This is a genomic window from Fictibacillus tiangongensis, from assembly GCF_048083785.1.
Taxonomy (GTDB): Bacteria; Bacillota; Bacilli; order Bacillales; family Fictibacillaceae; genus Fictibacillus.
The window spans coordinates 2,191,201-2,217,763 of the sequence record NZ_CP182294.1; the positions used below are offsets into that span (position 1 = coordinate 2,191,201).

Consider the following 26,563-nt stretch of genomic DNA (forward strand, 5'->3'; position numbering starts at 1 on the left):
TGACATGATGTCAGTTGTACTAAATAAGTTTTATGACAACAAGAAAGGATATTTTCACATCCCTGTTGTATGGCGAGAAGAATTTCAGTTTCAAGTTGGAGAAAAAGTAGGCGTTGATGTTAAAGATGGAATAATCATCATTGATAAGAGGCACGAAAGACAATTTACTCCTATTATAGGTGTAAAAGGAAGACTAACTATTCCAATTGAAATCAGACAAGAATTGAAAAGCCATATCTATCAATTAATCGCGATCCAAGAAACCGAACAATTTATTTTAACTCCTGCTTAAAAAAAATATTTAAACAGAAAAAAGGCTTCTCCGTTTGAAGTCTTTTTGTATACACAATTTCAACACAACCAGAAAAGTATACACATTTATTGTTTTCATATATCCCTTGTTTGACCTTTCTCCCCTAATCTTTTAAAATCCATTGGAAATCAGAAAATAAATTTGCTTATTTTTCGCATTCTATTGGTATAGTAAGAGTGGGAGTTGAAAGAATGTTTAACTTAGAGTTGTTTAACAAATTACCTGTAAAAATTCTAATCGTAGCTTTATTAATTGTAGTCACCGCATATTTTATTAGAAAATCTGTTCAGCTTTTCTTTGATAAAACAAGTTTTCTAGATGAAAATCGTGAAGAGACGTTGATGCATTTTACTGATCAAGTTCTCAAGGTTCTTGGATTGGTGTTCTTCTTCATTTATGTATTAAGCCATTTCTTCAATCTAACGAGACTTGTTACAGGTTCAGTTGTTGTAGCCGGTGCGCTCGCATTAATCTTCCAACATATCATTCGAGATTATATTATGGGCCTAGCCTACTTGTTTGAACGGCAGATCAATCTTGGTGATTATGTAATTATCAACGGTAACAAACAGGGAAAGATTGAGGAAATAAGTGTGCGTCACTTGAAGATTCGTCAATACGACGGTTATCTATACACTGTTTCTTATGGTAGTATCAACGAGCTTCAAAACGGAAACCGTGGGATGCGGCGAGTGAACGAAAGTCTTATCCTTAACTACAGACAAAATCCCGACGAGGCGTTTCAAGTTATAGAGGAAGTGGCGAGAACGTGCAACGAGAAATATAGTGAGTACCTCTTAACAGATCTGGACGGTAAGCCTGTGGAAAGTTTTAAATTTAATCAAATTACCGAATTAAACGTCGATTACAAAGGACACCGGTATTCTCTCTCAGGGATCGTAAAAGAAGCTCATTTTGTGGATGCAAGTAAACGAGTAAGATATGAACTAGCGCGCGCAGCGTACGTAAATAAGTTGTTGATGGCCGAAAACGGTGACATTGACAGGAATAAACGTAACGACTCTCCAGCATCTTATTAAGAAGTATGATGCAGGCTATAATGAACGATGATTACAGCCTGCCCTTCATACCTTTTAAATATCTATATCCTCTTCATTAAGAATGGCAAGTACCTGGTGATCTTCCCAACTGCCATTGATCTTCACATTTTTCTTTGAGATTCCTTCTTTATGAAATCCAGCTTTCATTAATAATTTGATGGATCCGATATTATGTGGCATTACTTCTGCTTCTATTCGATGAAGTTTAAGCTCATTGAAACCAAACTCTATAATAAGGGGAAGAGCTTCAGTCATATAACCTTTACCGTTATGAACTTTATCCAGAGAATACCCTACCATCCCTTTTTGTGCAGATCCCCTCTCAATCTTGAACAGACCGATCTGTCCGATTAATTCATGTGTACCATGAAGATAAATACCAAAAGAGTATCCTAACCCTTTTTCTTTTCGCTCTTCTATCTCTTTCAATCTTTTTATTTGACCATCTAAAGAATAAAAATCCGAATCTCTCTCAGGTGCATATTGCTGAAAAAACACTTTGTTTCTTGTTTCAATATCAAATAATGCTTGCAGATCACTTCTCTCTAGAAGTTTAATATAAATATTCTTCATCGTTACTTGTCCTCCACACTCGGTAAATTCCTTATTAGAAATTCAACTTAATACGTTTAAAACCTTTCTAGACAGAGTTGAATATCAATTGTTTAACTTGTGTACAAAATATGTAGAAGTTTAATTAAAGGAATGGTATATTATTAACAGAAGATTCTATGGGAGAGAAAATGATGAACACAAAATTAAATACGTGGATTCAAAAACACAATTTAGATTTACAATGGTTGCAAGAAGCCAGTAGGTTTCCTTCCTACCAAGTTCAGAAACTGCTAGACGATCCTTCCTATAAACCTGATGGCACAACAATGAGAATTGTATTAAGTATCGTAAAAAAGAAAGAAGACACAGCGAAATTAAGTGATTTTTGGGATGTTTAAAAATAGGACTTTACCTTATAATTTTAAAAAATAGTGACTTGTCTAGATCATTTTACCCTCTAACTGCATCTACTAAAGTATGAAATGTAGGAGGTGCTATCTTGGGTAAAGACAAGCATTGTAAGAAAAAGAAGAAAAAAGTAATCTGTTGTGATCCTGTATATATCATTGAGGATAAATACACAGAGAAAGAAGTCACATTCGTTCATCCTATCATTCGTGTAAAGCGTGAACACATTAAATATGTTCGCCGTGACGTGTATGAGGAGAAAGTAATCAAAGAAGTGATTGATCCTGGTTCTCCAACTAAATGTGATTGCAATAAAAAGCACAAGAAATCTAAGAAAAAAAGCAAAAAGAAGTAATTTTAAAGGATAATTACTCTTTTATATCCCCCCCGACCATCGTGATCGGGGGGTTTGCTATTTTTTTTAGGAGTTGATATGTGTATTTACGGTACGTGTTTTATATATTTTTTACACGTTCACCGATAAATTAGTGATTTCCCCCTGTAAAGTTATGTTTACCACCTATGTTTAATAGATTTCCACCGATTAATGAAGCTGCACCACCTAAGATTTGAAACTGACTACCGCTAATCGCTCATTTTACTTAAAATAAGCATGAATATGGCTAACAGTATGATTAAACTGTCTTACCAAATTCCTTTTTACAAAACTTATCTGATGAACCGCATGATTTATCCATTTGATATACTGTTTACATACATAAACGCTCATTTTTATAAAACTAATCCAGGAGTTAAGAAAACAAATGAAAGATCATTACGAGGTGTTAATTAGTGATGGAAATGCCGAGTTAGATCAGCGGCTTTCTGATGAATTGGACAAAGTGAACCATGCAGCGACGACCGGCACTCCTGCTGCTCGAGAATTGACTGTGCAAATTTTAGATAAACATGGTGAACTCGCAGCCGGTATGAGTGGTTGGACCTGGGGCGTAGCTGCTGGTATTGCAATGACATGGGTTCGTGAAGATGTTAGAAAAGACGGACTAGGTTCTCAACTACTCAAAGATTTTGAAGAAGAAGCTATAACACGAGGTTGCACACACGTCTTCACTACGTCTTTCACTTTTCAAGCGCCAGGCTTCTATGAACGAAACGGCTATAAAGAATTGTTTCGATGGGAAGGATTACCTACTCCTGATGCTGCTGACATTCATTTTCGAAAAGAGCTAGTCTCGCTAGCAAAATAGATGATACAAAAAAGGGTGTACACTAATAAAGCAATGTACACTCTTTCCATCTATATAAATCTAATAATTCTCTATCTTAAATAATCTTCTAAAGCTTGCTGAAGTGTAGCTTTTGTCTGAGCTTTGCTCTCAAAAGATAATCCGATATTTGTTATCTTACGTACAACTTCTGGACGCAGACCAGTAATCACACACTCACAACCCATCATGTTCGCACCTTCCATAACTTTCATGATCCTTTCAATCGCATCCGTTTCCATTTGGGCAATACCAGATAAATCGATGATTAACGTTCCAATGCGAAGTCTGCTGATTTCCAAAAGAACTTTCTCTTCAATCGTATCTGTTCGATAAGTATCAATATTTCCGATTAATGGAAGCACACAAACCTTAGATGTAATCGGAATAATTGGAACAGAAAGATTTTCAACAAGTGTTTTATGACACTCGATCAACTTATCTTTGTACTCTGAATAACTTAAGAATAGCTCATTTAAAAATTTATCAATACGATCATTTATTTGTCTTTCCGTATTGAAAAAACTTTCAGCCTCTATGTCAATTTGATTCAATTTATTAAATTCCTGCAAGTATTTCCAGACCGTTCTTCGAATGGCGTGAACCCATTCTAGTTTAAATGCAAGCGTGAGGCTATGAGAAGCCCACGATACACCTTCATATTTTGCAAATTCTTCTAATTCATGGTCTTTACCTTGGATGGTGTACATCACAAGTTTATGAGCATTTGACAATAAATCGATATTACCTACCAACAATATTTCTTCGATTTTCCCACGAACATTTCGGGCTTCAGCTAATAAAGATTCTTGGAACTCTTCTCTGTTATTAGTAAAGTATTCTATATAATCCTTTTCCAAGACTAAACCCATCGTGTTCACTCCCCTTTGAAATTTTTACCTACTTTTGTACTATTGTACCACTTTTAAAAAAGATGGAAGAAAAAATTTTGTATTTAAAACTGTTTTATGACTTAAATATGTACTTTGGTTAAAAAAAAAGAAAAAACCGCAGCAAATTACTCTACGATTTTTTTCAAGAAGAAATACTTCTTTACCAAAGTAAATCCTTCTCATATCCTAACTCAATAAGCAATGGTCCAGCTGTCTCTTTAAAAGCTGTGGTAATCTCATCGTCAAACTCTTCTTTCCAGTTGCCGATTGTACCTTTTCTGAAAGTAGCTGAGCCTTTAGTCGAAATGTTTTCTTTCGCACGTTCGATTACATTTTGATCGAGGTTTTCTGATTCCTCTTCTGTAATAAACTTTACGATCTTCTGAACCGATTGGTCTAAAGATTCTTCACTTCTTAATAAATCTTCAAATTTAACCGAAAGCACGTTAGGTGCCTTTAACCACCCTTTGAATTCCGAAAACCAATCATGAATATCTTGATGACCTAATTCAGGAATCCCTCTTATGATTGATAACATTCGTTCTTTTTTAGACAGTTGCTTTTTTTGATAATATTGATGAAGTGGTGCATCTACTTTCTCAATATAGTAGTTATACGAAACTACCACATCACGCAAATCCCGGTAGAGGAAGATTTGCTTCATATCGAGATCTTGAAGAAGCTTCTCCCATGATGTGGAATAATAAATATGTCCAGACAAAAATTCGCTCTCTTTTAGCTTCTCTAACTCGCGCTGATGTTCTGCTAACTGTGTTGAGACACCTTCATAAAGATGCAGATTTTGATCAAATGTGATGGAATGAATTCCTGTTAATATTTGAAACATTAAATGTGTTCCGCTCTTCGGAAACGAATTAAAGAAAAAAGGACTTATTGCTTTACTCATTTTTATTGATCACCTTTTCTATTTACATGACATACCTTTCATATCTTATTCTTCCGCTCCCAATCCGCTTGTACAACCGCCTGTACATACTTCTTTTCTAATTAAACAAAAGAATGTAGAGATACATACACTTTTACCATTTAACGCACGAAACTTATAATGCAAGACCTTAACCCCTAATTGTTAGCAAGATGAAACCATGAAAAAGGCAGGGATACGCTCCCTGCCTTTTTTCTGTGCTCATTTTACTGAGAATCTCTAATTATCCATTTCGGCACTACTTTTATATAGATCAATTCACCGATCAATTCAACGATCGTCTGTGTTACGATTACCGCTGCAGCTAATGTTCGCCAAGACTCTGGTAATGCAAGGGCTAGCGGGAGAATGACTAGTGAATTTCTTGTTCCCATACTAAAAATCAATGCTCTTCCTGCACCTTTATCTAAAGAAAATGCCCGTGCGATCAAGCGAGAAACAATTGGCATGATGATGAAGAATAAGACGTAGATCGGAACAACTTTAATGATGCTATCAAAATCACTGTAGACTTTTCCAATTTGCGAAGCGACGACTATGATCAATACAAAAGCCATGAACGGAACAGGTAACCAAGCTGTAAGTTCTAATGTTTTATCACCTAGCGTTTGCTTTTTCGCCCACCATTGTGTAAGGACTGCTAATAATAATGGGATTACAATGAGTAAGAAAAAGGCTTCTAAAAAAGGCTGAATCTGCACGACGGATATCATCTCTTCCCCAATGAATAACCACAAATATAGAGGAAGCAAGACCATTTGAACTACAAATAGAAGTGGCGTTGCCGCAAGCATCAATTTTTCGTTTCCTCTTCCTAATTGAGTAAAGACGATTACATAATCAATACACGGAGTTAGGAGAACTAAGCAAATTCCTAAAAGAATGGGTGGAGATTGTGGAAACAAGGAAGTAAGGATCCACACAACGATGGGAACACATACAAAATTTCCGATTAATAAAGCGAGCATGAATCTAATGTTTGAAGCAGCTTCTCTAAGATTTAAAAAAGGAATTTGTGCAAACATCCCATAAAGAAGGACAGCAATTAGAGGAGAAATCGTCCATTGTAGTTCAGTTCCAAAACGTTCAAAACTAAGACCGATGAAAGCACCTAGCATTAAAGAAATGACATAAATCCATATTTGTTTATTTTCAAGACCTTCCCTCGTGACCATCTCTATTCTCCTTCTATAAAACTTCTTCACTTAATTATGTATGCGTAAGACCACATTTCAATTTATTAATATACCATTCTCGCTATCAATAAAAAAGAACCGCCTGGTTTCAGACGGTCCACTGTTGTCTATTAAATGTGTTAAGCACGTTCTAATACTTTAGCCAGCATATGGTGAATAACTTCGTGATCGCGTGAATCGTACAATCGATATTCTTCACCAGGAAGCGTATACCACTCTGCCGCTCCCGCATATGTGATGGCAAGCTTCAAAATACCTTCTTTATTACAACTTGTTTTAAGCTCGAGCTCCCCGCTGATCACGCCGACCTCTGTAGTCATTACCCCATGAGTTGCCGTAAAGACCGTTGATTTTTCTTCCATTGGAACAGCTCCCTTCTTATTAACAAGTTCATACATTGTTTATACTCTAATTCTATTAATACGTGCAAGTGTTAAGCATGCTTTGAAGTTGTGTTTTTTCCGCTGATTGAAGATTTAAGCCCCAGGTGTACTTTGTTTGAATCCACCATTTTGCATAACCACATCCAGCGGCAGTTCGAGTAGGTTTCCATGTTGATGGATCTTGGTCCCCTTTTGAACGATTTGAACTTGCTGTTACGGCAATAAGCTGAGGTCCCGTAAGATCGTTGGCAAAATCCTCACGTTTGTCTGTTGTCCAGCTGCTGGCACCAGAACGCCAGGCTTCAGCTAATGGCACGACATGATCAATATCAAGGTCAGATGGGTTTGTAATTGTGACACCGTCATAGTAGCTGTACCAGCTGCCTGAAGTTACAGGACAGTTCCCGCTAAATGAGTCTGCATCACGCTTAAGAACAACTTGACGTGTATCACATCCTCCACCTTGACTCGACCAGTGTGGAAAAAGATCGCGAGAATAGCCTGTCATTGAACCTTCTGTCTTAACCACTAAGGCGTTCAACTGAGATTGTGCAGCAGATTTAGTAGGTGTTCCTGGCGGTAGCGCCCATGCCTTTTGGTTATCATCAGATGAAATGACGACAAAAGACATCACTAGAGTAAAAACAAATGAACACAACATCGATTTCTTCAACATGCTTAATCCTCCAATATGTAGTTTTTTAAATCGTTATAATTTTATAACATGTATTTACGATTGGCATTACAAATTTTGCAATTAAACATAATCTAGACCATTGATATAGGTGGATAGTCTATTTTTTTAAGGCTAAAATTCTTCTTGAAAACCATCATAGTAAAATATAATTATTTGTTTATGTGACTCCCCTATTGCATCGCAGGTTGTTTTTCTCCTGAGAGAGGAGCAGGATCCATGCTTTGATCGTTTGGCGATAGATCGATGCCATAATCTTTTGCAAACACCATGTGTGTTTCTTTTAAAACATTCTGGTGGTTTAGATCCAAGTTAAAAACACGAGCTCCCCGAAGTCGATTCTTTTCCTCACCGGGAAGTCCGTACGCTCCGAATCCAGCACTTCCACCATATCCGAGCATAATGCCATAATAGTTCCCCGCGTATGTGTTAATGTGGTCATGTCCACAAAAGACGCCTTTTACATCCCCTCGATGCTGCATAGCTGAGAATAAGCCAGAATTGATTGGACCCGGACATTCATCTTCGTTTCTCTCACCTGTAATCTGATGTTTGTTTTTAGCACGTGCATGATCAGCTTCTGTTCGGCCATCTACACTCGAATACCACATATAACGGTGCTCCCATAACGGGATATGTATGAACATAAGAGAAGGCACCTTAAATCCAAAACGATTTTCAATCTTTTGAGACGTTTCATTGTACCAGCTGACTTGATCAAAACGAACCCAGTCCCACGTTGGATACCCCTCGAAATTTTGACCCGCAATCTCTGTTGGTGCGTACCTTCCACTATCCATCAACCAGAAATTAAAAGCGGGCTTCTTCCCTTTCGTGTCCCAAACAAGAAGGTTCATGTTGCCTGTCCCTGTGATGTGTTTCGCTCCCTTATCGTTCACATTGTGTTTGTAAGATTGGTAGAAAGCTAGCATCTTACTCTCATCCACACCGCTTTTTGGTGTAGAATCTTCATCATGATTTCCAAAAGTAACAGCCCACTTTATGCCTCTCTTTTCCATCGGACCCGCAACATTGTTCATCGCCTGTTTCATTTCGAGTTCCGAATCACAACCACCCGTTATTACGTCTCCGTTCAGTACCACAAAGTCAGGTTTCTCAGCGTCTAGCACTTTTTCCATTAATTCAATCGTACGACGGTCAATGCGCTCATCGTCTTGCGTATCATTAAACTGCACGACCTTAAACGAGCCATCCGAATGAAACTTTAACACTTTCTCTTCGTTGTGATCTGCATAGGCTTTTTCAGTGAATATGTTGGATGTATTACCGAGTGAACCAAGTGTTAATGCTAACGTGCTCGCTCCTCCAATCTTAATAAAATCACGACGATTGACTTGTTTAGAACTCATTTTGCTACCCCTCCGTCATTATGTATGTTGAATTGTTACAAGATTAAGAGTAACAAGGCTATTTTTAGAAAGTATTTGATTGATGTAAATGTTGTGTGAGAGTAGTTGTTGAGAGATTTTACAAATCTATGCCCCCACAAAATTGAAAAAATAGATATATAATAGGCTTAACCATAAAATGTGTTTCATTTGGAGGTTTGTATGTTTAAATCAAATAAAAATATTCTGAACTCTGTGGGCAATGTGTATGCCGTCAAGTTACCTGATGGCCGCTATGGAGCAATCAGAATTATTGATAAACAAAATCGATCTACAACTCTCGTAACCACTCCCTATATTAGTGATAGACTTCCTAACATTGGTGATGAAAAATTAAAACAAACGCTAGTCCAAAATCGATTTTTCTTTGATGGGCAAAAGGCGGGATCGATTGTTGATGGTAAACCACCTAAAGAGTTAATTTTTATTGGTAATATTCAGATGAAAGAAGACCGCCGCTTTCCCGGTTATAGTGGCGATTGGGATAAAGACACAGGATTAGAAGCTTATTATGAATGGCGTTGGGAACATGATCGAGAAAATTTTGAAATAGAAATTCGGGAAGATGAGGAAAGAATGGCTAGAGAATCACTTGCTGAAGTTCAAGCACCTAAGAAAATGATGAGTGAAGAAATGTTTTGGTCTATCATCTCTTTAGTAGATGGTGAGGATACAGAAGCTGCTATTCAGAAGTTAGCAGGACTAGGTGTACGGAATATAAAGCAGTTTGAAGAAACCTTGTCTTATAAACTCTTTCAATTAGATACAGAAAAACACGCACGAAACATTGGAGATTATTCCTATAAGGATGATAATAAGCATTTTTCCGTTGATTTATTTTTATATTTCCGATGCGCTGTCATTACCAAAGGTAGAGACTTTTATGAATTGGTATTGAAGAACCCTATTCATATGCCTGAAAACGATACATGTGAACCCATACTGGATCTAGCTTCAGAAGCATATGAACTTCGAACCGATAAAGAGTTCGATTATGAAACTGGTTGTGATTATGAAACTTTCTCTAATCGCAAAGGTTGGGAATAGCGTGACCAAGTAATTTAGCTAAGGGGTATATTCCACGCAGAATTTGTCGAGATTTAGCAACTCGTCGATAAACGATTGAAATTTGTGGAATTATTATTCAAACTCGTGGAATAAATGATGAAATTTATGGAATCATGCGATTAATTTAATGAATAAAGTGGCTGAATACCCTATAAGGTATGAAGTATTAATAGGTACAAGCCACTAAAATGGAGAACCATTACACATTTTCTTCAAGTTACAACTCACTGTTCTCTTCAAAACGCAAAAAGTAATTTCGAACAACTCTTTTCCCTCAAAATTAACCCTTCACCATCACGTTTTGATCACTTTGATTTACTCCCAGCCTGTGTTTACCATCAAACACAGGCTGTTTCTATTTCCAGCACCCAATCCTGTAACGGTGGACAAACAGTATCCATATTTTATTATGAGGAATTTGAGCAGAGACTCTCTACTCGTTCTAGATCTGACAAAAAACAAGGAGGTGTTTGTATTGGACAATAAACACCAATGGAATTTGGATGGATTAAGTACTGGAGACTTTCAAGTTAGTGGCGGTCAGCCACATCATCCCCAAGAACAGCAAGCACAAGACCCTCGCCTTATCATTCCAGGCTGTGTAATCGGAATCTGTTTTAACTTTTGTGGTGGTTGCGCAGGTTGTGGCGGCTGCGGTGGATGCGGCGGTTGTGCTGGTCGTTGTGGAGGCTGTGGCGGTTGTGGCGGCTGCGCTGGACGTTGTGGCGGTTGCGGCGGTTGCGCTGGACGCTGCGGTGGATGCGGCGGACGTTGCGGAGGCAGATAATCAGATATATACCGAAGAAGAAATTCAGGGGGCTTTGCTCATGTTTTGAGCATCAGTCCTCTATTTTAATTTCTAACGCCACTACAAGTATGATTTCGTCTCCCTCAAGTATATAATTCCTACAAATGTTTTTTTAAAAATGACACACAAAAATATATTCACGGTAATCTAAAATAATTTCACGGTAAACTGCAATATATTCACGGTAATTAGTTATTTATTCACGGTAATTTGTTTTATATTCACAATACTCAGTTACGTAATAATAATGTGACATAACGGACAAGCATAATCCATAGGTATAGATGATGAGCATTAGGTTAGGAGGGGTATTATGTCAGGCGTTACTCTCTCAATGTGTTTGAAGATCAACAGAGACACGTTCGTCTATCCACAAAATAATGGCGGTGTTTATCTCCGTAATAACGTGACTTCTATACAAATGGACGGAAATACGATTGAGCAATGGCTGCAAAAATTAATTCCTATGTTAGATGGTAACCGGTCCATGGAGCAAATTACGGACGGGCTGCCTGATCCATATAAAGAGCAAGTCTTTAAGATCGCTGAAGTGTTATACAAAAATGGTTTTGTACGCGATACAAGTCAGGACCTTTCACATCAGCTGTCCCCTGCTCTTTTAGAAAAATATGCATCTCAGATTGAATTTATTGATCACCTTAGCCACTCTGGCGCGCATCGATTTCAAATTTATCGTGAATCGAAAGTCGCTGTTATAGGCTGTGGTCCACTTCTCACTTCACTTACAGCTTCACTTTTACAATCAGGACTTCCTGCTTTCACAATAATTCACAAGTCGTTGAACCAAAATGAAACCAAAAAACTGCAAGAACAAATAAAGACTGCAAAAAAGGAAGAGCCCGAATCTTCCATCATGCTCTTACCATTTAATGAAAATAACTTTACAGAAGATCTTAAAAACGTTGAATATGTTCTTTATGCAAACGGAGATGAGAACATAGATAAACTCCTTATGGTCCAAAACATATGCAGTGAACAATCGAAATCATTTCTACCTGTTACATTACAAAACAATCAAGCTTTTGTAGGTCCATTTGTGTTATCAGAATCCGCCGCATGCTGGAAAACAGCTTCTTTACGTTTAGGCAAGAAAAGCAACGAGGGAAACAAATCCATACCATCACGAACAGCTACAAGTTTGCTTGCTAACGTCGCTGTTTTTATGTTGTTCAAAAAGATAACAGGCGTACAGGATAATCCCGAGAACTCCATCTATCAATTGAAGATGGAGACTTTAGAAGGAAGCTGGCATTCGGTTTCTCCCCACCCTCTAATAAACAATAAAATGAAGGTTGAACAGATCAATGATCCTCTCTTGTTTTTAAAAGATTCACCCAACCGAGAAGTTGATCTGCACTCGTTGTTTTATCAAATTACTTCAAGGGAAACCGGACTATTCCGTTTGTTCGAAGAAGTAGATTTAAGCCAGCTTCCACTTTCACAATGCCAAGTAATAGTAGCAGACCCTTTTGGTGAGTATGAGCCAGAAGTTATCACAGCATCAGGCAGAACACATGAAGATGCCCGACTAGAAGCAGGGTTGTCTGGAATTGAAACTTATATGAAGAAGTTATTTCAAAATTCACCGGATGTGATGAGTGTTGGTACCGGCCGGTCTGCAGCTGAAGGAATGTGTAGAGCATTGCAAAACAATCTGCAAGAAATCTTCATGAAGTCTCATAACAAATTGCAAGTTTCTGCAGAAATAGATCTAAGTTCTATTCCAGACTCATACTCCACTTTTCTAATTAAAGCACTATCAACTCTTGGTGATGAGATCAAACTCTTTTTAGGAAAGAAAGTTTATGGTTTTCCTGTGGTATGGGTTCAGCAAGATGATAAATGTTTCGGCTCCATAGGTCTAGATGAGAACCGTGCATTACAAAACGCACTTCAAGGAGCTCTTATGTACCGGCAAAATAAAGAAAAAGCATTCAGCAAGAAATGCATAATATCGTCTACCGCCATTCCAACAAGTCGACTTCAAACGATTAGCCTCTTAGAAACAAAAGAAGTACCACTAACAGAAACTTTAAAATCATCCCTACAAACATTAAAGAACAATAACTGCAACGTTAAGTTTTACACACTACATGCAGAGACCATTCTGAACGAAAATACTTCTGGTCTGTTTGGAATCACACTCTCTTCGGAGGTTCAATCATGACTCAAAAAATCATTTTGATCGGAAATGGTAGTCTAGCAAATGAAGTCTACCATCAACTATATGAGACCTGTCACATCTCTCGTTATAAAACGGTGGAAGATGCAAAAATTAATAATGAATCGCTAGCAATTGTTCTTCATGACAGCTGGAATCCGGCTCAGCATGTGAAGGCAGAAAAACGGTTTCGAAACAGCAACATTCCGTGGCTGCGTGGTTTCGTGTTTTTCGGTGAAACTCAATTTGGACCTTTCATAAATCCAGATCAACCAGGCTGCTCACAATGTGCGGATCTTCGCTTTTTCATGACCGGCCAAGACCGCAGAGAACATTTTCATATGAAAGACTATCAATGTTCAAAAGAAGAATTACTACCCGATGTTTGGGCTACTAATCTAGCACTCAATCAGACAGCTGCCCTCATTTGTGATGAGGTGAAGCGTTTCATGCATGATGAAATCCCTCATACCCAGGGACACGTATACTTGATGAACCTACAAACGTTCAAACTTACGAAGCATTTCTTTTTACCAGATCCGTATTGTGAAACATGTGGTGACTTACCACTAGATACCGATGATCATGCTAAGGTTTCTCTTCAATCTAGTGCTAAAATCTCACGAGACGTCTATCGTTGTCGTTCGATAAATGAGCTACAAAACGTATTAAGTCGAGATTATTTAGATAATCGTACTGGCCTTCTCAATTTCAAACGATATGACTTGATCTCACCTTTCGCAGACACTGTTGTTAACCTGCCTTTGCTCTCTGGTAACGAACTGAATGCCGGACGGACACATTCGTATCTGCATAGTGAACAAGCGGGTATTTTAGAAGGACTTGAGCGGTATTGTGGTTATGCACCACGAGGAAAACGAACAATCGTTTATGAACCATACAACAAAGTGAAAAATGTAGCAATGAATCCTCAATCGATCGGAACTCATGCACAGAAACAATACAGCCAGCACCATTTTCCTTTTCAGCCGTTTGATCCAGATCGTTCGATCCACTGGGTATGGGGCTATTCATTATCTGATGATCGACCTACATTAGTACCTGAAACGTTCGCCTATTACAGCATGGGTGGCGGAGAGGGATTTGTTTATGAAACTTCAAATGGCTGTGCAGTTGGTGGTAGCTTAGAAGAGGCCATTCTTTATGGAATCTTCGAGATCGTGGAGCGTGACGCATTTCTTATGACGTGGTACGGCGAACTGCCTATTCCGCGTCTTGACATGAAGTCAATTGACGACTCAGAGCTTCAGCTCATGGTTCAGCGTATCCTCCATGTAACAGGGTTTGAGATTCAACTATTTAATGCCACTACTGAAAACGGGATTCCAAGCATTTGGGCGATGGCAAAGAATACGAAGAACGATGGCTTGAATCTGCTTTGCGCAGCAGGTGCCCATCTTGATCCACTGAGAGCAGCCAAAGGTGCCATTCAAGAACTTTCCGGTATGCTTCTTAATATGGAACAAAGCTTTTTGAAGGATCGGAAGAAGTACAAAAAGATGTATAAAGACTCTAGTCTTGTTCGTCATATGGAAGATCACTCGATGGTTTACGGCTTAAAAGAAGCAGAAAAAAGGTTGTACTTTTTACTAGATAAGCGGATGGTGCGTGACTTTGAAGAAGAGTTCAAACCGGTTCGACAAACTGACGATCTTTTAGAAGACCTAATTGGTGTTCTGAAAATCTTCAAGAAACTAAATCTTGAAGTAATCGTTGTGGATCAAACGGGACCAGAATTAAAACGGAACGGTCTACATTGTGTAAAAGTGATCATTCCTGGCATGCTGCCAATGACGTTCGGACATCATCTCACTCGATTACAAGGATTAGACCGCGTACTCACGGTACCAATGAAACTCGGATATGTGAAACAACCGTTATCACCGGACGAACTGAATCCACATCCTCACCCGTTTCCGTAAAACTGTAAAAAGAAAGGGGCATTGTACATGAACCTCGATGAGTATTTATACAAACTACATTACGAGACCGCCAAGATTACGCCGCCTGATTGGGAGGTGAACTGGGAAGATGCCCCACTTCCCTATAAACTATACCAAGGATTGCCTTTTGTTGAATTGAGTTCAGTTTTCCCCGACTCACTCGAACATACGGAAAAACCAACATTAAACCACATTAGTCATTTTCTTATGTATACGTTTGGACTCACTGAAGTTAGCCAATCGTTCCCATTTGTTGACCGATTAGATACATGGACAACGTGCCGTCGATTTGTTCCTTCTGGCGGTGCTTTATACCCGAGCGAACTTTATATTTATTTAAAGATTGATGATCTTGCTCATGGTATATATCATTATGACGTGGCGCATCACCGATTGGTTTGCTTAAGAAAAGGGAATTTTGATGACTATTTAAAACAGGCACTTGGTAACCGCTGTGACATCCATACTTCCTTTGCTTCTGTTCTTATCTCCACTTTTTTTTGGAAAAACTTTTTCAAATACAACAACTTTTCGTATCGGCTGCAAGGCTTAGATGCTGGATTTGTACTGGGACAACTGCTCGAAGTTGGGAGAAGAATGGGGTTTGAAACAGCAGTCTATTATCAGTTTCTTGATAAGGCAGTCAATCATCTAATTGGAATAGATGAAAAAGAAGAAAGTGTATATGCCGTGATTCCACTATCTGTTGATAAAAAAACAATCTGGTTCCATGTTGAAGAGAAAGAATCTGTGACATCAGAAAAATTATGTGATGAACTACAACCGCTTCACCACCAACACTATATGCGGTCCAAGAAAATTATAGAGTACCCCTTGATACTAAAGATGAATAGAGCGTGTATGATGGATACGTTCACATCACCACGCAAAATGGTCGATCAACCAAAAGAAGAGTTTAAGGGATCTATAATTAAATTGCCTGCAGTGAATCAATTGTCTTATGATTTCCATTCAACATGTCTGCGCCGTTATTCACCTGGGATGGATTTTGTCCTGAAGCCCCTTAACCTTCACACGTTATCTTCCCTTTTACATGAAACGGTCTCGAAAAGTTCTTACCGAAATGATTTGGATCAAGGTTATCAGCAGACTCCTTACCGTGTTGATCTTAACATCAGTACGTATAATGTGGACGGCTTACCAAACGGTATGTATGCTTATGACGCACATAAGCAAACACTGCAAAGAATTACTGCCGGTGACTTTCGCAACGCACTGCAAGATGGACTGTTATCCGATTTTGTAAACATGGCACAAATTCCGCTTTCTTTTAATATTGCTGGCAACAAGGGTCATTACAAAAATAATTTTGGGTATAGAGGGCATCGCATTCAACATATGGAGGCTGGTCTTCTGTCACATCAATTAATACTGGCCGCTTCTGCACTCCATCTCGCAGGTCACCCTGTACTTGGTTTTAATGCAGCTTGGTATGATGAAGTTCACCAACTTCATCACATAGGCACGACCAGTCTGCTTCAGATTCCAGTCGGTCACTACAAGCCACATCCGAGGCTACAAGGAACTTTGCATATGTAATATGGGCAATTGTATATAAAACCAAAAGCTTTTGTTCATGAAATATATATACTTAAGAGTAAAAATAAAAAAGAGGCTGTTTAGCAGCTTCTTTTAATCTTATCTTTATATACTTTTCATTAAAGATTAATAACCCCAAGTACCCCAGCCACCTGGAGTGCCTTGACCTCCCCCAGATGGAAAAGATTGACCTTGACCATAACCCTGACCGCCCATGCCGCCTGGCAGACCACCTTGGTGTCCGAATTGAGGAGGAATAGGACCGGTATAAGGTGTCCATCCAACTACATCCTGTATCGGGACAGTTGCAGTGATATCTCCTGATGGAGTATAAATGATAAAACCTATTGTTCCAGTGTTTTGTGAATAGTTCAAAGAATAACTTGTTATTTTAATAATAGCTTCACCATAACCAGCTATATTAGTCGTCCCATATTTGTTTGTATTATAAATATCTTTTACTTCTTGAGCACTCAATCTTGAGTTGTGAAACAAAAAAAGCAATCCTTTCAAAAAAGTATTTTCGTTAAAGTATATGAAGATCTATTCATTAATGTATAGGCTAAAGTACATGAAATCAAAACAAGCAGTCTACATTAAATCAATAAGATGAAAAAAGGTTATTTTTTTAATTTCCTTCATTCATTTTCCCTCTTAAATAATCGGCGTTTTTAGGTTCTCGTCCATACTTATATTTGATATGAACATATATATATACGGAATAAAATTTATAAAAGGATGGGTTTTTTTGTTTCAAAATAAAAGAGCATATTTAGTACCAGGTTCAACAATCGAACAATTTGTAGGTCAATATATTACGACTGCTATTACAGGCTATGGGCAGGTTGTGGCACAAGTTGTTAAATACGATAAAGCGAACAAAATGGCAACACTTAACGTATTTACACCAAGTGGAGTAAGAGCGTTGCAAGTCCACGAAACAGATATGTACGGAATTGCTCCATATCAAGGACCTATCCCTCCTGTATTCGGATCTGGCATGGGACAAATGGGCCAAGGTGGCCAGATGGGTCAGATGGGTCAAGGTGGTCAAATGGGCCAGATGGGCCAGATGGGTCAGATGGGTCAGATGGGTCAAGGCGGACAAATGGGTCAGATGGGTCAAGGCGGACAACAAGGATTACCATGGTGGGTTCAACAATATTTAGGCGGATGGGGACCTCGAACTTAATAAGCAGATTAGCGTTTAGTGCATCCGAATGCATCGAACATATATTACAGCTGAATACAAAAAAACGCGAGATTTAAACTTCACCTCGCGTTTTTTTTGTTTAGTTTACTTCGATTTATTTTTCGATTTACTACCTATATGAGAACGATATTCATTTCCTTTGTTATTATCGCCACTCATTAACTCATTGCTGAATTCTTGATCATGTTGTGCTTTAGGGGAGCCTTGATTTTTACTTCCTTCACTACCATTGCGATTTGTCATTATGTTTCCTCCTAAGGTAAAAAAACTCTGTTTTAGTATGTCTAATTTGCCGACTTTTAATCAAATCATAGCTCTTAAACAAATCGGATATTGTAAAGGTATTTTATTTTCATAATGACAAGTTTTGAATACATTAAGACTGTGCCATGTCCTGGCTTCCATTATTTCATCTTTTCATCATGGTAGTAGTATGACTCAATCAATTATTACTAACATTCTTGTATCGATTATAAAAAATGTATGAAGCAATGGTTGAAATTAATACGGTTGCGACAACCACAACTAGCATCCCCGTAAATTTATAAATGCCTGGCAAAAAGGATATCGCGACTAGCAAAATTCCTGCCACTACAAAGAGCTTCCCGCTAAGCTGATGCGTTTTTCTCCACGTCTTTTCGTTCGCAAGCGTCCACGGTGTGCGTACCCCGATAAAGTAGTTGTGTTTGATTCTCGGCAAGTAGTTTCCAAGTACGATAAAAAGTAACCCGATACCTAAATTTACGACTAGTGAAATGTCTATATTAACACCTAAACCATAGCTAATGGTCACGGATTGTAGAAGTAAGAAGAACACGTTCATAATTGTAATAAAAATCGTATAACTGCCAGAAAATTTCTTATAGTTCTCTTTCTTCGGATCAATTCTTGGCATGAAGATAAACAACACCATCAAAACAATCATTAGCAGTGGCGGAAAGAAAGCTGCATATTGTTTATCCCAATACCCATCTACTTCACCGTTGATGTTCCAATGCATCGGCATTTGATCAGGCAGGTAAGGATAAGCGAATACACCGATCAGTACACTAAGTGCAATAAGAAGGTAACTCCATCCATACTTTTTCATTATTTTTCCTCCTTCGTTGTAAATGTGAAATACCAGCTCATTAGTTCATGAAAGACCGTTGTGTTCAAAGAATAATAGATATGCTGTCCTCTTCTCTCATCATCGATTAGCGAAGCATGCTTTAAAATTTTCAGATGATGAGACACACTCGGTTTTTGCATGTCAAAATGTGAAGCGATCTCTCCTGCTGTTAGTTCATCTTCTTTTAACAGCGTTAAGATTTGTCTTCGAGTCGGATCAGATAATGCTTTAAACGCTTCATTAAGAGACATTTTGTCACCTCAGGATATTTTCCAATATTAGATGTTTAGATAAGTGTCTAACTATCTAATTACATAATATGTTTATTTTCCATTTGTGTCAATCATTTCAGTAAAATTGAATCAATAAAAATAAGCACATTCATTAGTTAAATAAATGTGCTTACTTCAAGGAATATTCTTTTGATTTAACGATGAGATGGCCACGAGCCCTGCATTTTTCTTAGCAGCATGATTTGACCAGTATGATAGGCATCATGAAGAAAGATATCAATGAGATCACTTTCTAATCCGCTCTCTTTTATTTCTTCAAAACTCATCTCACTTAGTAATCCTTTGAGTTTGTTGTGTACGTTTTCTGCGCGATCGATGGTAAGATACCAATCATCATCGTCATCTGTTTGTTTGATGATAAAGAAGGTATCGTTTCCATCAATTCGCGTCCACTCTTGTCCTTCCAACGTGGCAACAAGTCGTTCTTTGTAATAAATGAGATGATTGACGTTCTCCCAGATGGATTTCGTTGCTTCGCCCGGCGGTCTAAAGCTTGCTTCCTTAGCCGTTAATCCTTCTATAGCAGGTTTGAGCGGTGCGTACCAGCTCTCTTTATCAAACGTGGAGTCTAACACATTTAGTAAGAATTCGGCTCGGCTCATGTTACTAACCCTCCTAATGGTTTGTCGGATTCTTTATCATCGGCTCTATGAGATCTGTATCTGGCGGCGCGTAACCTAATTGTCTGCCGATCTTCACAATCTGTCCTTTGTGATGAAATTCATGAGTCATCGTGTGAGTAAATAACCACAGTGCCGTAAAGTCTGCTTGACTTCCATTTCTAAACGTCACCTCTACCGTGTGATTCCAATTGTCTTCAAATGTATCGAGAAATTCATAGACCAACTCATCTGTTTTTCTGAAAATCTCACGCATCTCTAGAACGTTATGTATAGACTCGGACGCAATATCGGGAAGTGACTTTCCAAGAGCACGATTACCGAGCCATCCTTGATAACACCCTGCTACATGGGCATGTAGACTCAGAATAGATTCACCGCTATACCCTTCAAGTTTCTTTTCATAATCAGCTGGATTTAATGTCTCGCAATATTGAAAAAGAGTCTCTCTCGTTAGACGTACCCAATCATACTGAGTTCTGAACAAATTCATACTCTCATCTCCTTTTTGAACTCACGAATACTTCCCCATCTTTAAGTAGATTTCCTTCTTGTATGCTTTAAAAATATTTACCATGAACCTATTCAAAAAAGATGCATCCCTTGTGCTTGGAATGCATCTTCGATAAAGAAATAATTATAACGTTTGTAAAAACCGGTCAATTCGGCGCATTGCCTCTTCAAGCTTCTGAACAGAGGTCGCGTACGAGCAACGAACATGCCCCTCTCCACTCTCACCAAAAACACTACCCGGTACAACCGCAACCTGCTCTTTCATGAGAAGCTGTTCTGCAAACTCTTCAGATGACAATCCTGTCTTTTCAATTGAAGGAAATACATAAAATGCACCACCAGGAACATGGCATGATAAACCCATCTCCTCTAAAGCATGAATGACCAGACTCCGGCGCTGCCTGTAGCTTTCTTTCATTTTCACTACATCCTTTTGTCCGTTAACGAGCGCTTCAAGTGCAGCATGCTGAGCCATTGTAGGAGCGCACATCATCGTATACTGATGTATTTTTAGCATGGCTTGCAAAATATCTTTAGGTCCACAGGCAAAACCTAATCGCCAACCAGTCATGGCAAATGCTTTTGAAAATCCAGAAATCAAGATCGTGCGGTCACGCATATTCTTCACTGCAGGAAAACTCGTATACGGTTCATCGTATGTTAGTTCAGCATAAATTTCATCTGAAATTACAAGCAAGTCATGCTTCTCCACGACCTCCGCTATACGTTCTAAATCCCCTTTTGACAAAACAGTGCCTGTTGGATTATTCGGACTGCATAACATAATCACTTTCGTTTTGTCCGTGATTGCCGCTTCTATTTGTTCAGGCTGAAGTTTGAAATCATCCTCGCTATACGTGTTTACCGGAACAGGAACTCCGCCAGCCAGTGTTACAGTTGGTGCGTAGGAAACAAAGCTTGGCTCAACAACAATAACTTCTTCCCCAGGATTAAGAACCGCCCGCAAAGCGATATCAATCGCTTGTGAAGCACCAACTGTAACCACCATTTCATCTTCAGCACTATACGTAACACCAAAACGTCGTTTCATATAGCGAGAGATCTCTTTTCGGAGCTCAAATAATCCAGCATTGGCTGTATAAGCCGTATAGCCTTGTTCCAATGAATGATAACTCGCTTCGATCACATTCCAAGGTGTAACGAAATCCGGCTCCCCGACTCCTAGAGAAATGACGTTTTCCATTGAAGAAGCGAGGTCAAAGAAACGCCGGATACCAGAAGGCTGAATGGATTGCACGGTATTAGATAAATATTTTGAAGTGGGTTCAGTAATCATGGCGACACCACAATTCGTTTATCTTCATCATTATCACTAAACACAAGGCCGTCATGCTTGTATTTTTTTAAAATGAAATGAGTTGTTGTTGAGATGACTGAATCGATAGTCGAGAGCTTCTCCGATACAAAACGTCCAACTTCTGCCATCGTTTTACCTTCGATTGAAACTGACAAATCGTAAACGCCAGACATGAGATAGACTGCTTTAACTTCTGGGAACCGGTAGATGCGCTCTGCCACCTTATCAAAGCCAACACCTCGTTTTGGTGTGACCTTTACATCGATCATAGCTGTTACAGCTCCATCTTCCGTTCCTTTTGTCCAGTCAATTATGGCTGAATAGCCAAGAATCACTTTTTCATTTTCAAGCTTTTCTAGTATTTGTTTAGTTTCATCCTCTGTTATTCCCATTAACTTTGCGATCGTACCTGTTTCAAGACGTCCGTTTTTTTCTATGAGTTGCAATAATTCGCGTTCTGTAGAATTCAAATCAATCACTCGCTTTTAGTAGATTATGCTGACCATTATAACAAACCTTATCATTTAATCCACTCGGTACTTACATAATAATTTGAAATATGTTAGATAATTTATTTACGTTAGAAATGCTTCGTAAGACAAAGTGCAGTTCTGCTGCTCGACGAAATACACCTAATTATTGGTTTTTATTAAAAAACACCACTAGAATCATCTAGAAATTAATTGAAATTTATTGCTTCTTTCGCAGCTTGCCTTGCACTATCCATTGCTGCATCTGCAAGTCTTCCTCTTCTTCCTACCCAATCACCAGCAACAAAAAGGCCACTTATTTCCGGAACAACTGGTCCAGGAGCTACTCCAACTCCGTGGTTCATAACGGAACGAGAATCATAAGCAATAAGTTGATTTGGTACAAATCGTACAGCTACCACTTCATTTTCCCAACCTGGCTGCAAAAGATTTAAAAGTTCCCGTAGTCGTCTTTCGTCCATCTCCACTTCAGAAAGGTTGTTGTTGCCGTTGTATTTCATCACATGAAGAACGTGTGAATCATCATCACTGAGACGCACAGAAATGGAATGATTAGAATAGTACAATGGTTCGTCGAGACTTAATGCAAAGACACACGTTGGATCAGGTACTTTCCTCAGAGCTACATCCAGACATGATCCATAGAGAGGATGGGACATTCCTTTCCATTTACCAATCGACATATGCTCATATCCTTGTACAAGCTCACATAACTCTGTAGGACCTATCGCTGTAATGACAGATTTTGATTGTATAAATCTTCCGTTTGAAAGGATTACAGCTTTTACAGCATCTTCCTTCAAAAGAATTTGTTCTGCCTTGATGTCAGATGAAATGGTTGCTCCAAAATGTTCAGCCTTTTTCCGTAAATTATCAACAACCTTCTGCCACCCTCCCTCAACATATCTAACACCATTTGCAGCAAGTTTGCCTTGCTCGATCACAAAACCACTGCTTATTTCGCCTATGTCCATACAATAAGACCATTGCCTGCACATCGCATAAAACAAATCACGAACTCTTTCATGACCAATGTTTTTCTCCGCCCATTCTTTAATACTTATTGAATAGAGTAAATCCGTTTTAACGTCACTAAGAGTTCCCATGACTTTCCTCCATTCTTCGCTCTCCTCTAGAGAAAAATCTTTTGTTATTTGGATAATTTGATTTCCATATATCCCACTCATCTCTTTTTTGGAAGCATACCCTCCTCTTGGCACACATTCCAAATCACGAAGAATTTCAAGAGCCGCCCCACCTTCATACATAGCATGCGGGCCTAAGTTGAAATAGGCTCCATTTACTTTGGTCGTTCTAGCTAATCCACCTAGTTGTCGTTCTTTTTCAATGACTAAGACAGACTTCCCCGCTTTTGATAAATACACAGCAGCAGTTAATCCTGTTAGTCCTCCTCCAATTACTACAGTATCGTAGAATTTTTTCACAACATATCCTCCTACATTTTTAACACTAAAAGATTGAGGTTAGCATTTGTCTTTGATGACATATAGCTTGAGTTATGATAAAATGTAACCTATTAGTTACATTTAAAATACGTTACCTAATGGTTACCTGTCAATTAATATTAAAGGATAAATTTTCAAAATTTAGTATGGAGGGATATCTGATTGAACAATGACATCTTTAAGTCACTTGCTGATCCAAGCCGCAGAATGTTACTGGATTTATTACATGAATCCGATGGAAGGACATTGAGTGACTTATGTACTCACTTAGACATGTCGAGGGTAGGTGTTATGAAACACCTAAAGATACTTGAAGAATCTAACTTAATCACAACACAGAAAGTTGGCAGAGAACGTTTACATTTTCTGAATGCAGTTCCACTGCGACATGTTTATGAAAGATGGGTGAGCAAATATACGGAGCCGTGGACAATCGGTCTAACTCAACTAAAATCAGATTTGGAGAGGAGTATAGAGATGCAAACAAAAATACGAACAATAAATCGTATAGCTATTAAATCAACTCCAGAAGAAATTTGGCATGCATTGACAGAACCTTCAATGACATCAAAATACTGGTATAACGGCTCTATTCGAGCTGACTGGAAAGAGGGAGCTCCTTATACTATTTATAATCAGCAAGGAAACGTACAAGCAAAAGGAGAGATCTTAATCTTAGACCCTCCTCATAAACTTGTTATGTCTTGGAAATTAATGTCATTGAATGAAACAAAAGAAGAACCGCCTTCCCGCCTCACATGGGAGATCAATTCCCATCATGATATAAAAGGCGTAACGTTAGTAACCGTAATCCATGACCAATATGACCAATCACCGAAAACTGCACAAACTCTGGAACATGGGTTACCCATCGTTCTTTCGGGGATGAAGACATTACTGGAAACAGGTTTGCCTTTAGAATAGATAAATTGCTCAAGAATGGATAATTGAAGTATTAAGAAATTTTCAATTAAAAGTATTATCACGCTGCGGTAAACATTCACGAAACTATGACTAATTTAGAAATGATTGATTAAACATCTAATAAGTAACAAGATAATAGAAAGTCGGATATTAATAAAAATGCTGAAATAAGCCTCCTAAAACGAAAAAATATTCTAGGAGGCGAAAATTATTTTAATTAAAAGGTATCAATCCGTTTTTAATTGCAAATGATTCCGAATGAAAATGAAAGGAAGATTATTAATATGAAGTAGAATTTTTTCACTTGAGTTTTTTTCCATATATATATGTTTGTTAAAACCATTATTGAGAAGTAAACTACACTTGCAGCTATAGTAATAAATAGCACGGGAGTTAATAAGCCTTCATCTAATGTAGGATCTAAAGTCCACCCAAGCGATTCTGCAATATACAGATAATGTAACACAAACAAAACGAACAAATAATGAAAAAAATATCCAAAAATGATGTTGAAAACTACCGTTAAAAAAAATAATAAAATGGAGATCCCCTACTTTAAATGTAATGACAAATGAACTTATTTGTAGTTACAGCCTTCATTTATGATGTCTGGCAAAAAAATTCTCCTCCATATATTTATACATTGCATTTATCTTTAAATATATACATCAAACAAGATTAAACTTTGAGAGTCCCTCTTCCTACAAAAGCCTGTGAATTCTTATTAACTATATACTACATAAGTTTGATTCATTTAATGTTCGTTGTTGTTATATTAGGAATCATAGATTTGTTATTTGAAAGAAAATACTTAATAGAAAGAGGTTGAATTTTAATGAAATGGTTGATCAGCATTTTTCGTTCATCTGCTTTTAGAAAAATTGTGCCTGTGCTTTTTCTTTCTAGTGCATCTCTTGTAGGTTTAATTACTCATGTTGATGCTAAAGTAACAAGACCCAATGAACAAGGAACTGCGAATCATCATGTTTTTTCCAAACTTGAGGAAAAATTTGATGCTAAACTCGGAATCTATGCTTTGGATACTGGTACAAAACAGACAGTAAACTATCAATCAGATGAACGTTTTGCTTATACCTCTACTCATAAGGCTCTGGCTGTAGGAGCACTTTTACAACAAATTTCAATAAAAGACCTTAATCAAACAATTACCTATACACGTGACGATCTTGTTACTTATAGTCCGATTACAGAAAAGCATGTTGATACGGGGATGACTCTTAGTGAGCTAGCGGATGCTTCTCTTCGATACAGTGACAATACTGCTGGAAACCTTATTCTTAAACAACTGGGAGGACCGGATGGATTTAAAGAATCACTGGAGGAAATTGGTGATTACGTTACCACCCCTGTACGCTTTGAGCCAGATTTAAATGAAGTAAATCCAGGTGAAATTCATGATACAAGCACACCAAGAGCACTTGCTACCAGTCTTCAAGCCTTTACACTAGGAGAGATACTCCCGAATGAAAAACGCGAACTATTAATAGATTGGATGAAGAGAAATACTACTGGAGATACCTTAATTCGTGCAGGGGTGCCTAAAGATTGGGAAGTAGCTGATAAGACTGGGGCAGGATCATATGGTACGCGGAATGACATTGCGATCATTTGGCCGCCAAAAAGAGACCCTATTGTTCTTGCAGTACTTTCTAGTCGTGATCAAAAAGATGCTGATTATAACGACAAGCTTATTGCTGAAGCAACTAAAGAAGTAATAAAAATTCTTAAAGGAAGTAGATAGCGCTAAAAAAAATGCAGGATAACTTTTATCTTGCATTTTTCTTTGCTCTTTTAAACTGTGTTGTACTTTTAGAAGTCTCGAATGAATAAGGTCCTTATGATAAACTCGATTTCCAATCAATCGTTTAACAGGTTTCCAGAAACTATTATTTATCATATTCCCGCCTTCCAAGTCTTATTAACTACA

Annotated in this window: 29 protein-coding genes; 13 read left to right on the top strand and 16 right to left on the bottom strand. The window is 38.1% G+C overall.

What is annotated here, in order from left to right:
- Nucleotides 1–4: 4 nt before the first annotated feature.
- Both ACNJYY_RS11675 and ACNJYY_RS11680 read left to right on the top strand, forming a co-directional pair.
- Nucleotides 5–292 carry a hypothetical protein gene (locus ACNJYY_RS11675; protein ID WP_416728626.1) on the top strand — a complete coding sequence of 96 codons (288 nt, stop codon included), beginning with the start codon at nt 5–7 and terminating at the stop codon, nt 290–292.
- Between the two features lie 212 nt (nt 293–504).
- A complete protein-coding gene (locus tag ACNJYY_RS11680; protein ID WP_416728627.1) occupies nt 505–1,353 on the top strand; it encodes a mechanosensitive ion channel family protein in 849 nt (282 codons plus the stop codon).
- A gap of 54 nt (nt 1,354–1,407) precedes the next feature.
- On the opposite strand, the gene ACNJYY_RS11685 is transcribed toward ACNJYY_RS11680, so the two are convergent.
- Nucleotides 1,408–1,947 (bottom strand): GNAT family N-acetyltransferase, encoded by a 540-nt coding sequence (locus ACNJYY_RS11685; RefSeq protein ID WP_416728628.1) that lies wholly within the window; start codon nt 1,945–1,947, stop codon nt 1,408–1,410.
- Nucleotides 1,948–2,117: 170 nt separating this feature from the next.
- Here ACNJYY_RS11685 and ACNJYY_RS11690 point away from each other — a divergent pair, with 170 nt between their 5' ends.
- The 3 genes from ACNJYY_RS11690 (at nt 2,118) to ACNJYY_RS11700 (ending at nt 3,545) form a co-directional block, all read left to right on the top strand.
- Nucleotides 2,118–2,327: a hypothetical protein gene (locus ACNJYY_RS11690; protein WP_416728629.1), complete on the top strand. Its 210-nt coding sequence runs from the start codon at nt 2,118–2,120 to the stop codon at nt 2,325–2,327.
- Between the two features lie 101 nt (nt 2,328–2,428).
- Nucleotides 2,429–2,692 carry a hypothetical protein gene (locus ACNJYY_RS11695; RefSeq protein WP_416728630.1) on the top strand — a complete coding sequence of 88 codons (264 nt, stop codon included), beginning with the start codon at nt 2,429–2,431 and terminating at the stop codon, nt 2,690–2,692.
- 409 nt (nt 2,693–3,101) lie between these two features.
- On the top strand, nt 3,102–3,545 hold the full coding sequence (locus tag ACNJYY_RS11700) for a GNAT family N-acetyltransferase (protein WP_416728631.1): 444 nt from the start codon (nt 3,102–3,104) through the stop codon (nt 3,543–3,545).
- Nucleotides 3,546–3,616: 71 nt separating this feature from the next.
- On the opposite strand, the gene ACNJYY_RS11705 is transcribed toward ACNJYY_RS11700, so the two are convergent.
- The 6 genes from ACNJYY_RS11705 to ACNJYY_RS11730 form a co-directional block, all read right to left on the bottom strand.
- Nucleotides 3,617–4,435, bottom strand: a complete 819-nt coding sequence (locus ACNJYY_RS11705; RefSeq protein WP_416728632.1) for an STAS domain-containing protein — start codon at nt 4,433–4,435, stop codon at nt 3,617–3,619.
- A gap of 181 nt (nt 4,436–4,616) precedes the next feature.
- On the bottom strand, nt 4,617–5,363 hold the full coding sequence (locus ACNJYY_RS11710) for a sulfotransferase domain-containing protein (RefSeq protein WP_416728633.1): 747 nt from the start codon (nt 5,361–5,363) through the stop codon (nt 4,617–4,619).
- Between the two features lie 245 nt (nt 5,364–5,608).
- Nucleotides 5,609–6,577 carry an arsenic resistance protein gene (locus ACNJYY_RS11715; protein WP_416728634.1) on the bottom strand — a complete coding sequence of 323 codons (969 nt, stop codon included), beginning with the start codon at nt 6,575–6,577 and terminating at the stop codon, nt 5,609–5,611.
- 140 nt (nt 6,578–6,717) lie between these two features.
- Nucleotides 6,718–6,996 (bottom strand): hypothetical protein, encoded by a 279-nt coding sequence (locus ACNJYY_RS11720; RefSeq protein ID WP_416728635.1) that lies wholly within the window; start codon nt 6,994–6,996, stop codon nt 6,718–6,720.
- A gap of 19 nt (nt 6,997–7,015) precedes the next feature.
- Nucleotides 7,016–7,657 carry an HNH endonuclease family protein gene (locus ACNJYY_RS11725; RefSeq protein WP_416728636.1) on the bottom strand — a complete coding sequence of 214 codons (642 nt, stop codon included), beginning with the start codon at nt 7,655–7,657 and terminating at the stop codon, nt 7,016–7,018.
- Nucleotides 7,658–7,848: 191 nt separating this feature from the next.
- Nucleotides 7,849–9,045 (bottom strand): metallophosphoesterase, encoded by a 1,197-nt coding sequence (locus tag ACNJYY_RS11730; RefSeq protein ID WP_416728637.1) that lies wholly within the window; start codon nt 9,043–9,045, stop codon nt 7,849–7,851.
- Between the two features lie 201 nt (nt 9,046–9,246).
- Here ACNJYY_RS11730 and ACNJYY_RS11735 point away from each other — a divergent pair, with 201 nt between their 5' ends.
- From ACNJYY_RS11735 to ACNJYY_RS11755, 5 genes are all read left to right on the top strand, one after another.
- A complete protein-coding gene (locus ACNJYY_RS11735) occupies nt 9,247–10,131 on the top strand; it encodes a DUF4240 domain-containing protein (protein WP_416728638.1) in 885 nt (294 codons plus the stop codon).
- Between the two features lie 496 nt (nt 10,132–10,627).
- A complete protein-coding gene (locus ACNJYY_RS11740; RefSeq protein ID WP_416728639.1) occupies nt 10,628–10,939 on the top strand; it encodes a hypothetical protein in 312 nt (103 codons plus the stop codon).
- A gap of 334 nt (nt 10,940–11,273) precedes the next feature.
- Nucleotides 11,274–13,148, top strand: coding sequence for a bacteriocin maturation protein (locus tag ACNJYY_RS11745; protein ID WP_416728640.1), 1,875 nt, complete (start codon nt 11,274–11,276; stop codon nt 13,146–13,148).
- Complete coding sequence (locus ACNJYY_RS11750; RefSeq protein WP_416728641.1) at nt 13,145–15,085, top strand: TOMM precursor leader peptide-binding protein; 1,941 nt, start codon at nt 13,145–13,147, stop codon at nt 15,083–15,085. Before ACNJYY_RS11745 ends, ACNJYY_RS11750 begins: the two co-directional genes overlap by 4 nt.
- 27 nt (nt 15,086–15,112) lie before the next feature.
- Nucleotides 15,113–16,666, top strand: coding sequence for a SagB family peptide dehydrogenase (locus tag ACNJYY_RS11755; RefSeq protein WP_416728642.1), 1,554 nt, complete (start codon nt 15,113–15,115; stop codon nt 16,664–16,666).
- Nucleotides 16,667–16,792: 126 nt separating this feature from the next.
- Here the strand turns inward: ACNJYY_RS11755 and ACNJYY_RS11760 are convergent, their stop codons facing one another.
- A complete protein-coding gene (locus ACNJYY_RS11760) occupies nt 16,793–17,161 on the bottom strand; it encodes a hypothetical protein (protein WP_191755507.1) in 369 nt (122 codons plus the stop codon).
- A gap of 253 nt (nt 17,162–17,414) precedes the next feature.
- Here ACNJYY_RS11760 and ACNJYY_RS11765 point away from each other — a divergent pair, with 253 nt between their 5' ends.
- On the top strand, nt 17,415–17,858 hold the full coding sequence (locus ACNJYY_RS11765; protein ID WP_416728643.1) for a hypothetical protein: 444 nt from the start codon (nt 17,415–17,417) through the stop codon (nt 17,856–17,858).
- A gap of 105 nt (nt 17,859–17,963) precedes the next feature.
- Here the strand turns inward: ACNJYY_RS11765 and ACNJYY_RS11770 are convergent, their stop codons facing one another.
- From ACNJYY_RS11770 to ACNJYY_RS11805, 8 genes are all read right to left on the bottom strand, one after another.
- Nucleotides 17,964–18,122 carry an imidazoleglycerol-phosphate dehydratase gene (locus ACNJYY_RS11770; RefSeq protein WP_416728644.1) on the bottom strand — a complete coding sequence of 53 codons (159 nt, stop codon included), beginning with the start codon at nt 18,120–18,122 and terminating at the stop codon, nt 17,964–17,966.
- Between the two features lie 199 nt (nt 18,123–18,321).
- On the bottom strand, nt 18,322–18,969 hold the full coding sequence (locus ACNJYY_RS11775; RefSeq protein ID WP_416728645.1) for an SdpI family protein: 648 nt from the start codon (nt 18,967–18,969) through the stop codon (nt 18,322–18,324).
- Nucleotides 18,969–19,241 (bottom strand): autorepressor SdpR family transcription factor, encoded by a 273-nt coding sequence (locus tag ACNJYY_RS11780; protein ID WP_066394788.1) that lies wholly within the window; start codon nt 19,239–19,241, stop codon nt 18,969–18,971. The genes ACNJYY_RS11775 and ACNJYY_RS11780 overlap by 1 nt, the downstream gene beginning before the upstream one ends.
- Nucleotides 19,242–19,417: 176 nt before the next feature.
- Nucleotides 19,418–19,885: a DinB family protein gene (locus ACNJYY_RS11785; RefSeq protein ID WP_416728646.1), complete on the bottom strand. Its 468-nt coding sequence runs from the start codon at nt 19,883–19,885 to the stop codon at nt 19,418–19,420.
- A gap of 13 nt (nt 19,886–19,898) precedes the next feature.
- Nucleotides 19,899–20,396: a DinB family protein gene (locus tag ACNJYY_RS11790; RefSeq protein ID WP_416728647.1), complete on the bottom strand. Its 498-nt coding sequence runs from the start codon at nt 20,394–20,396 to the stop codon at nt 19,899–19,901.
- 144 nt (nt 20,397–20,540) lie between these two features.
- Nucleotides 20,541–21,713 (bottom strand): aminotransferase, encoded by a 1,173-nt coding sequence (locus ACNJYY_RS11795; RefSeq protein WP_416728648.1) that lies wholly within the window; start codon nt 21,711–21,713, stop codon nt 20,541–20,543.
- Entirely contained in the window at nt 21,710–22,210 is a 501-nt protein-coding gene (locus ACNJYY_RS11800) for an Lrp/AsnC family transcriptional regulator (RefSeq protein WP_416731857.1), read from the bottom strand. The genes ACNJYY_RS11795 and ACNJYY_RS11800 overlap by 4 nt, the downstream gene beginning before the upstream one ends.
- 203 nt (nt 22,211–22,413) lie before the next feature.
- Entirely contained in the window at nt 22,414–23,670 is a 1,257-nt protein-coding gene (locus ACNJYY_RS11805; protein ID WP_416728649.1) for a phytoene desaturase family protein, read from the bottom strand.
- Between the two features lie 183 nt (nt 23,671–23,853).
- On the opposite strand from ACNJYY_RS11805, the gene ACNJYY_RS11810 reads away from it, so the two are divergent.
- Nucleotides 23,854–24,615 (top strand): ArsR/SmtB family transcription factor, encoded by a 762-nt coding sequence (locus ACNJYY_RS11810; RefSeq protein ID WP_416728650.1) that lies wholly within the window; start codon nt 23,854–23,856, stop codon nt 24,613–24,615.
- 835 nt (nt 24,616–25,450) lie between these two features.
- Entirely contained in the window at nt 25,451–26,377 is a 927-nt protein-coding gene (gene bla, locus ACNJYY_RS11815) for a class A beta-lactamase (protein ID WP_416728651.1), read from the top strand.
- Nucleotides 26,378–26,563: the final 186 nt, after the last annotated feature.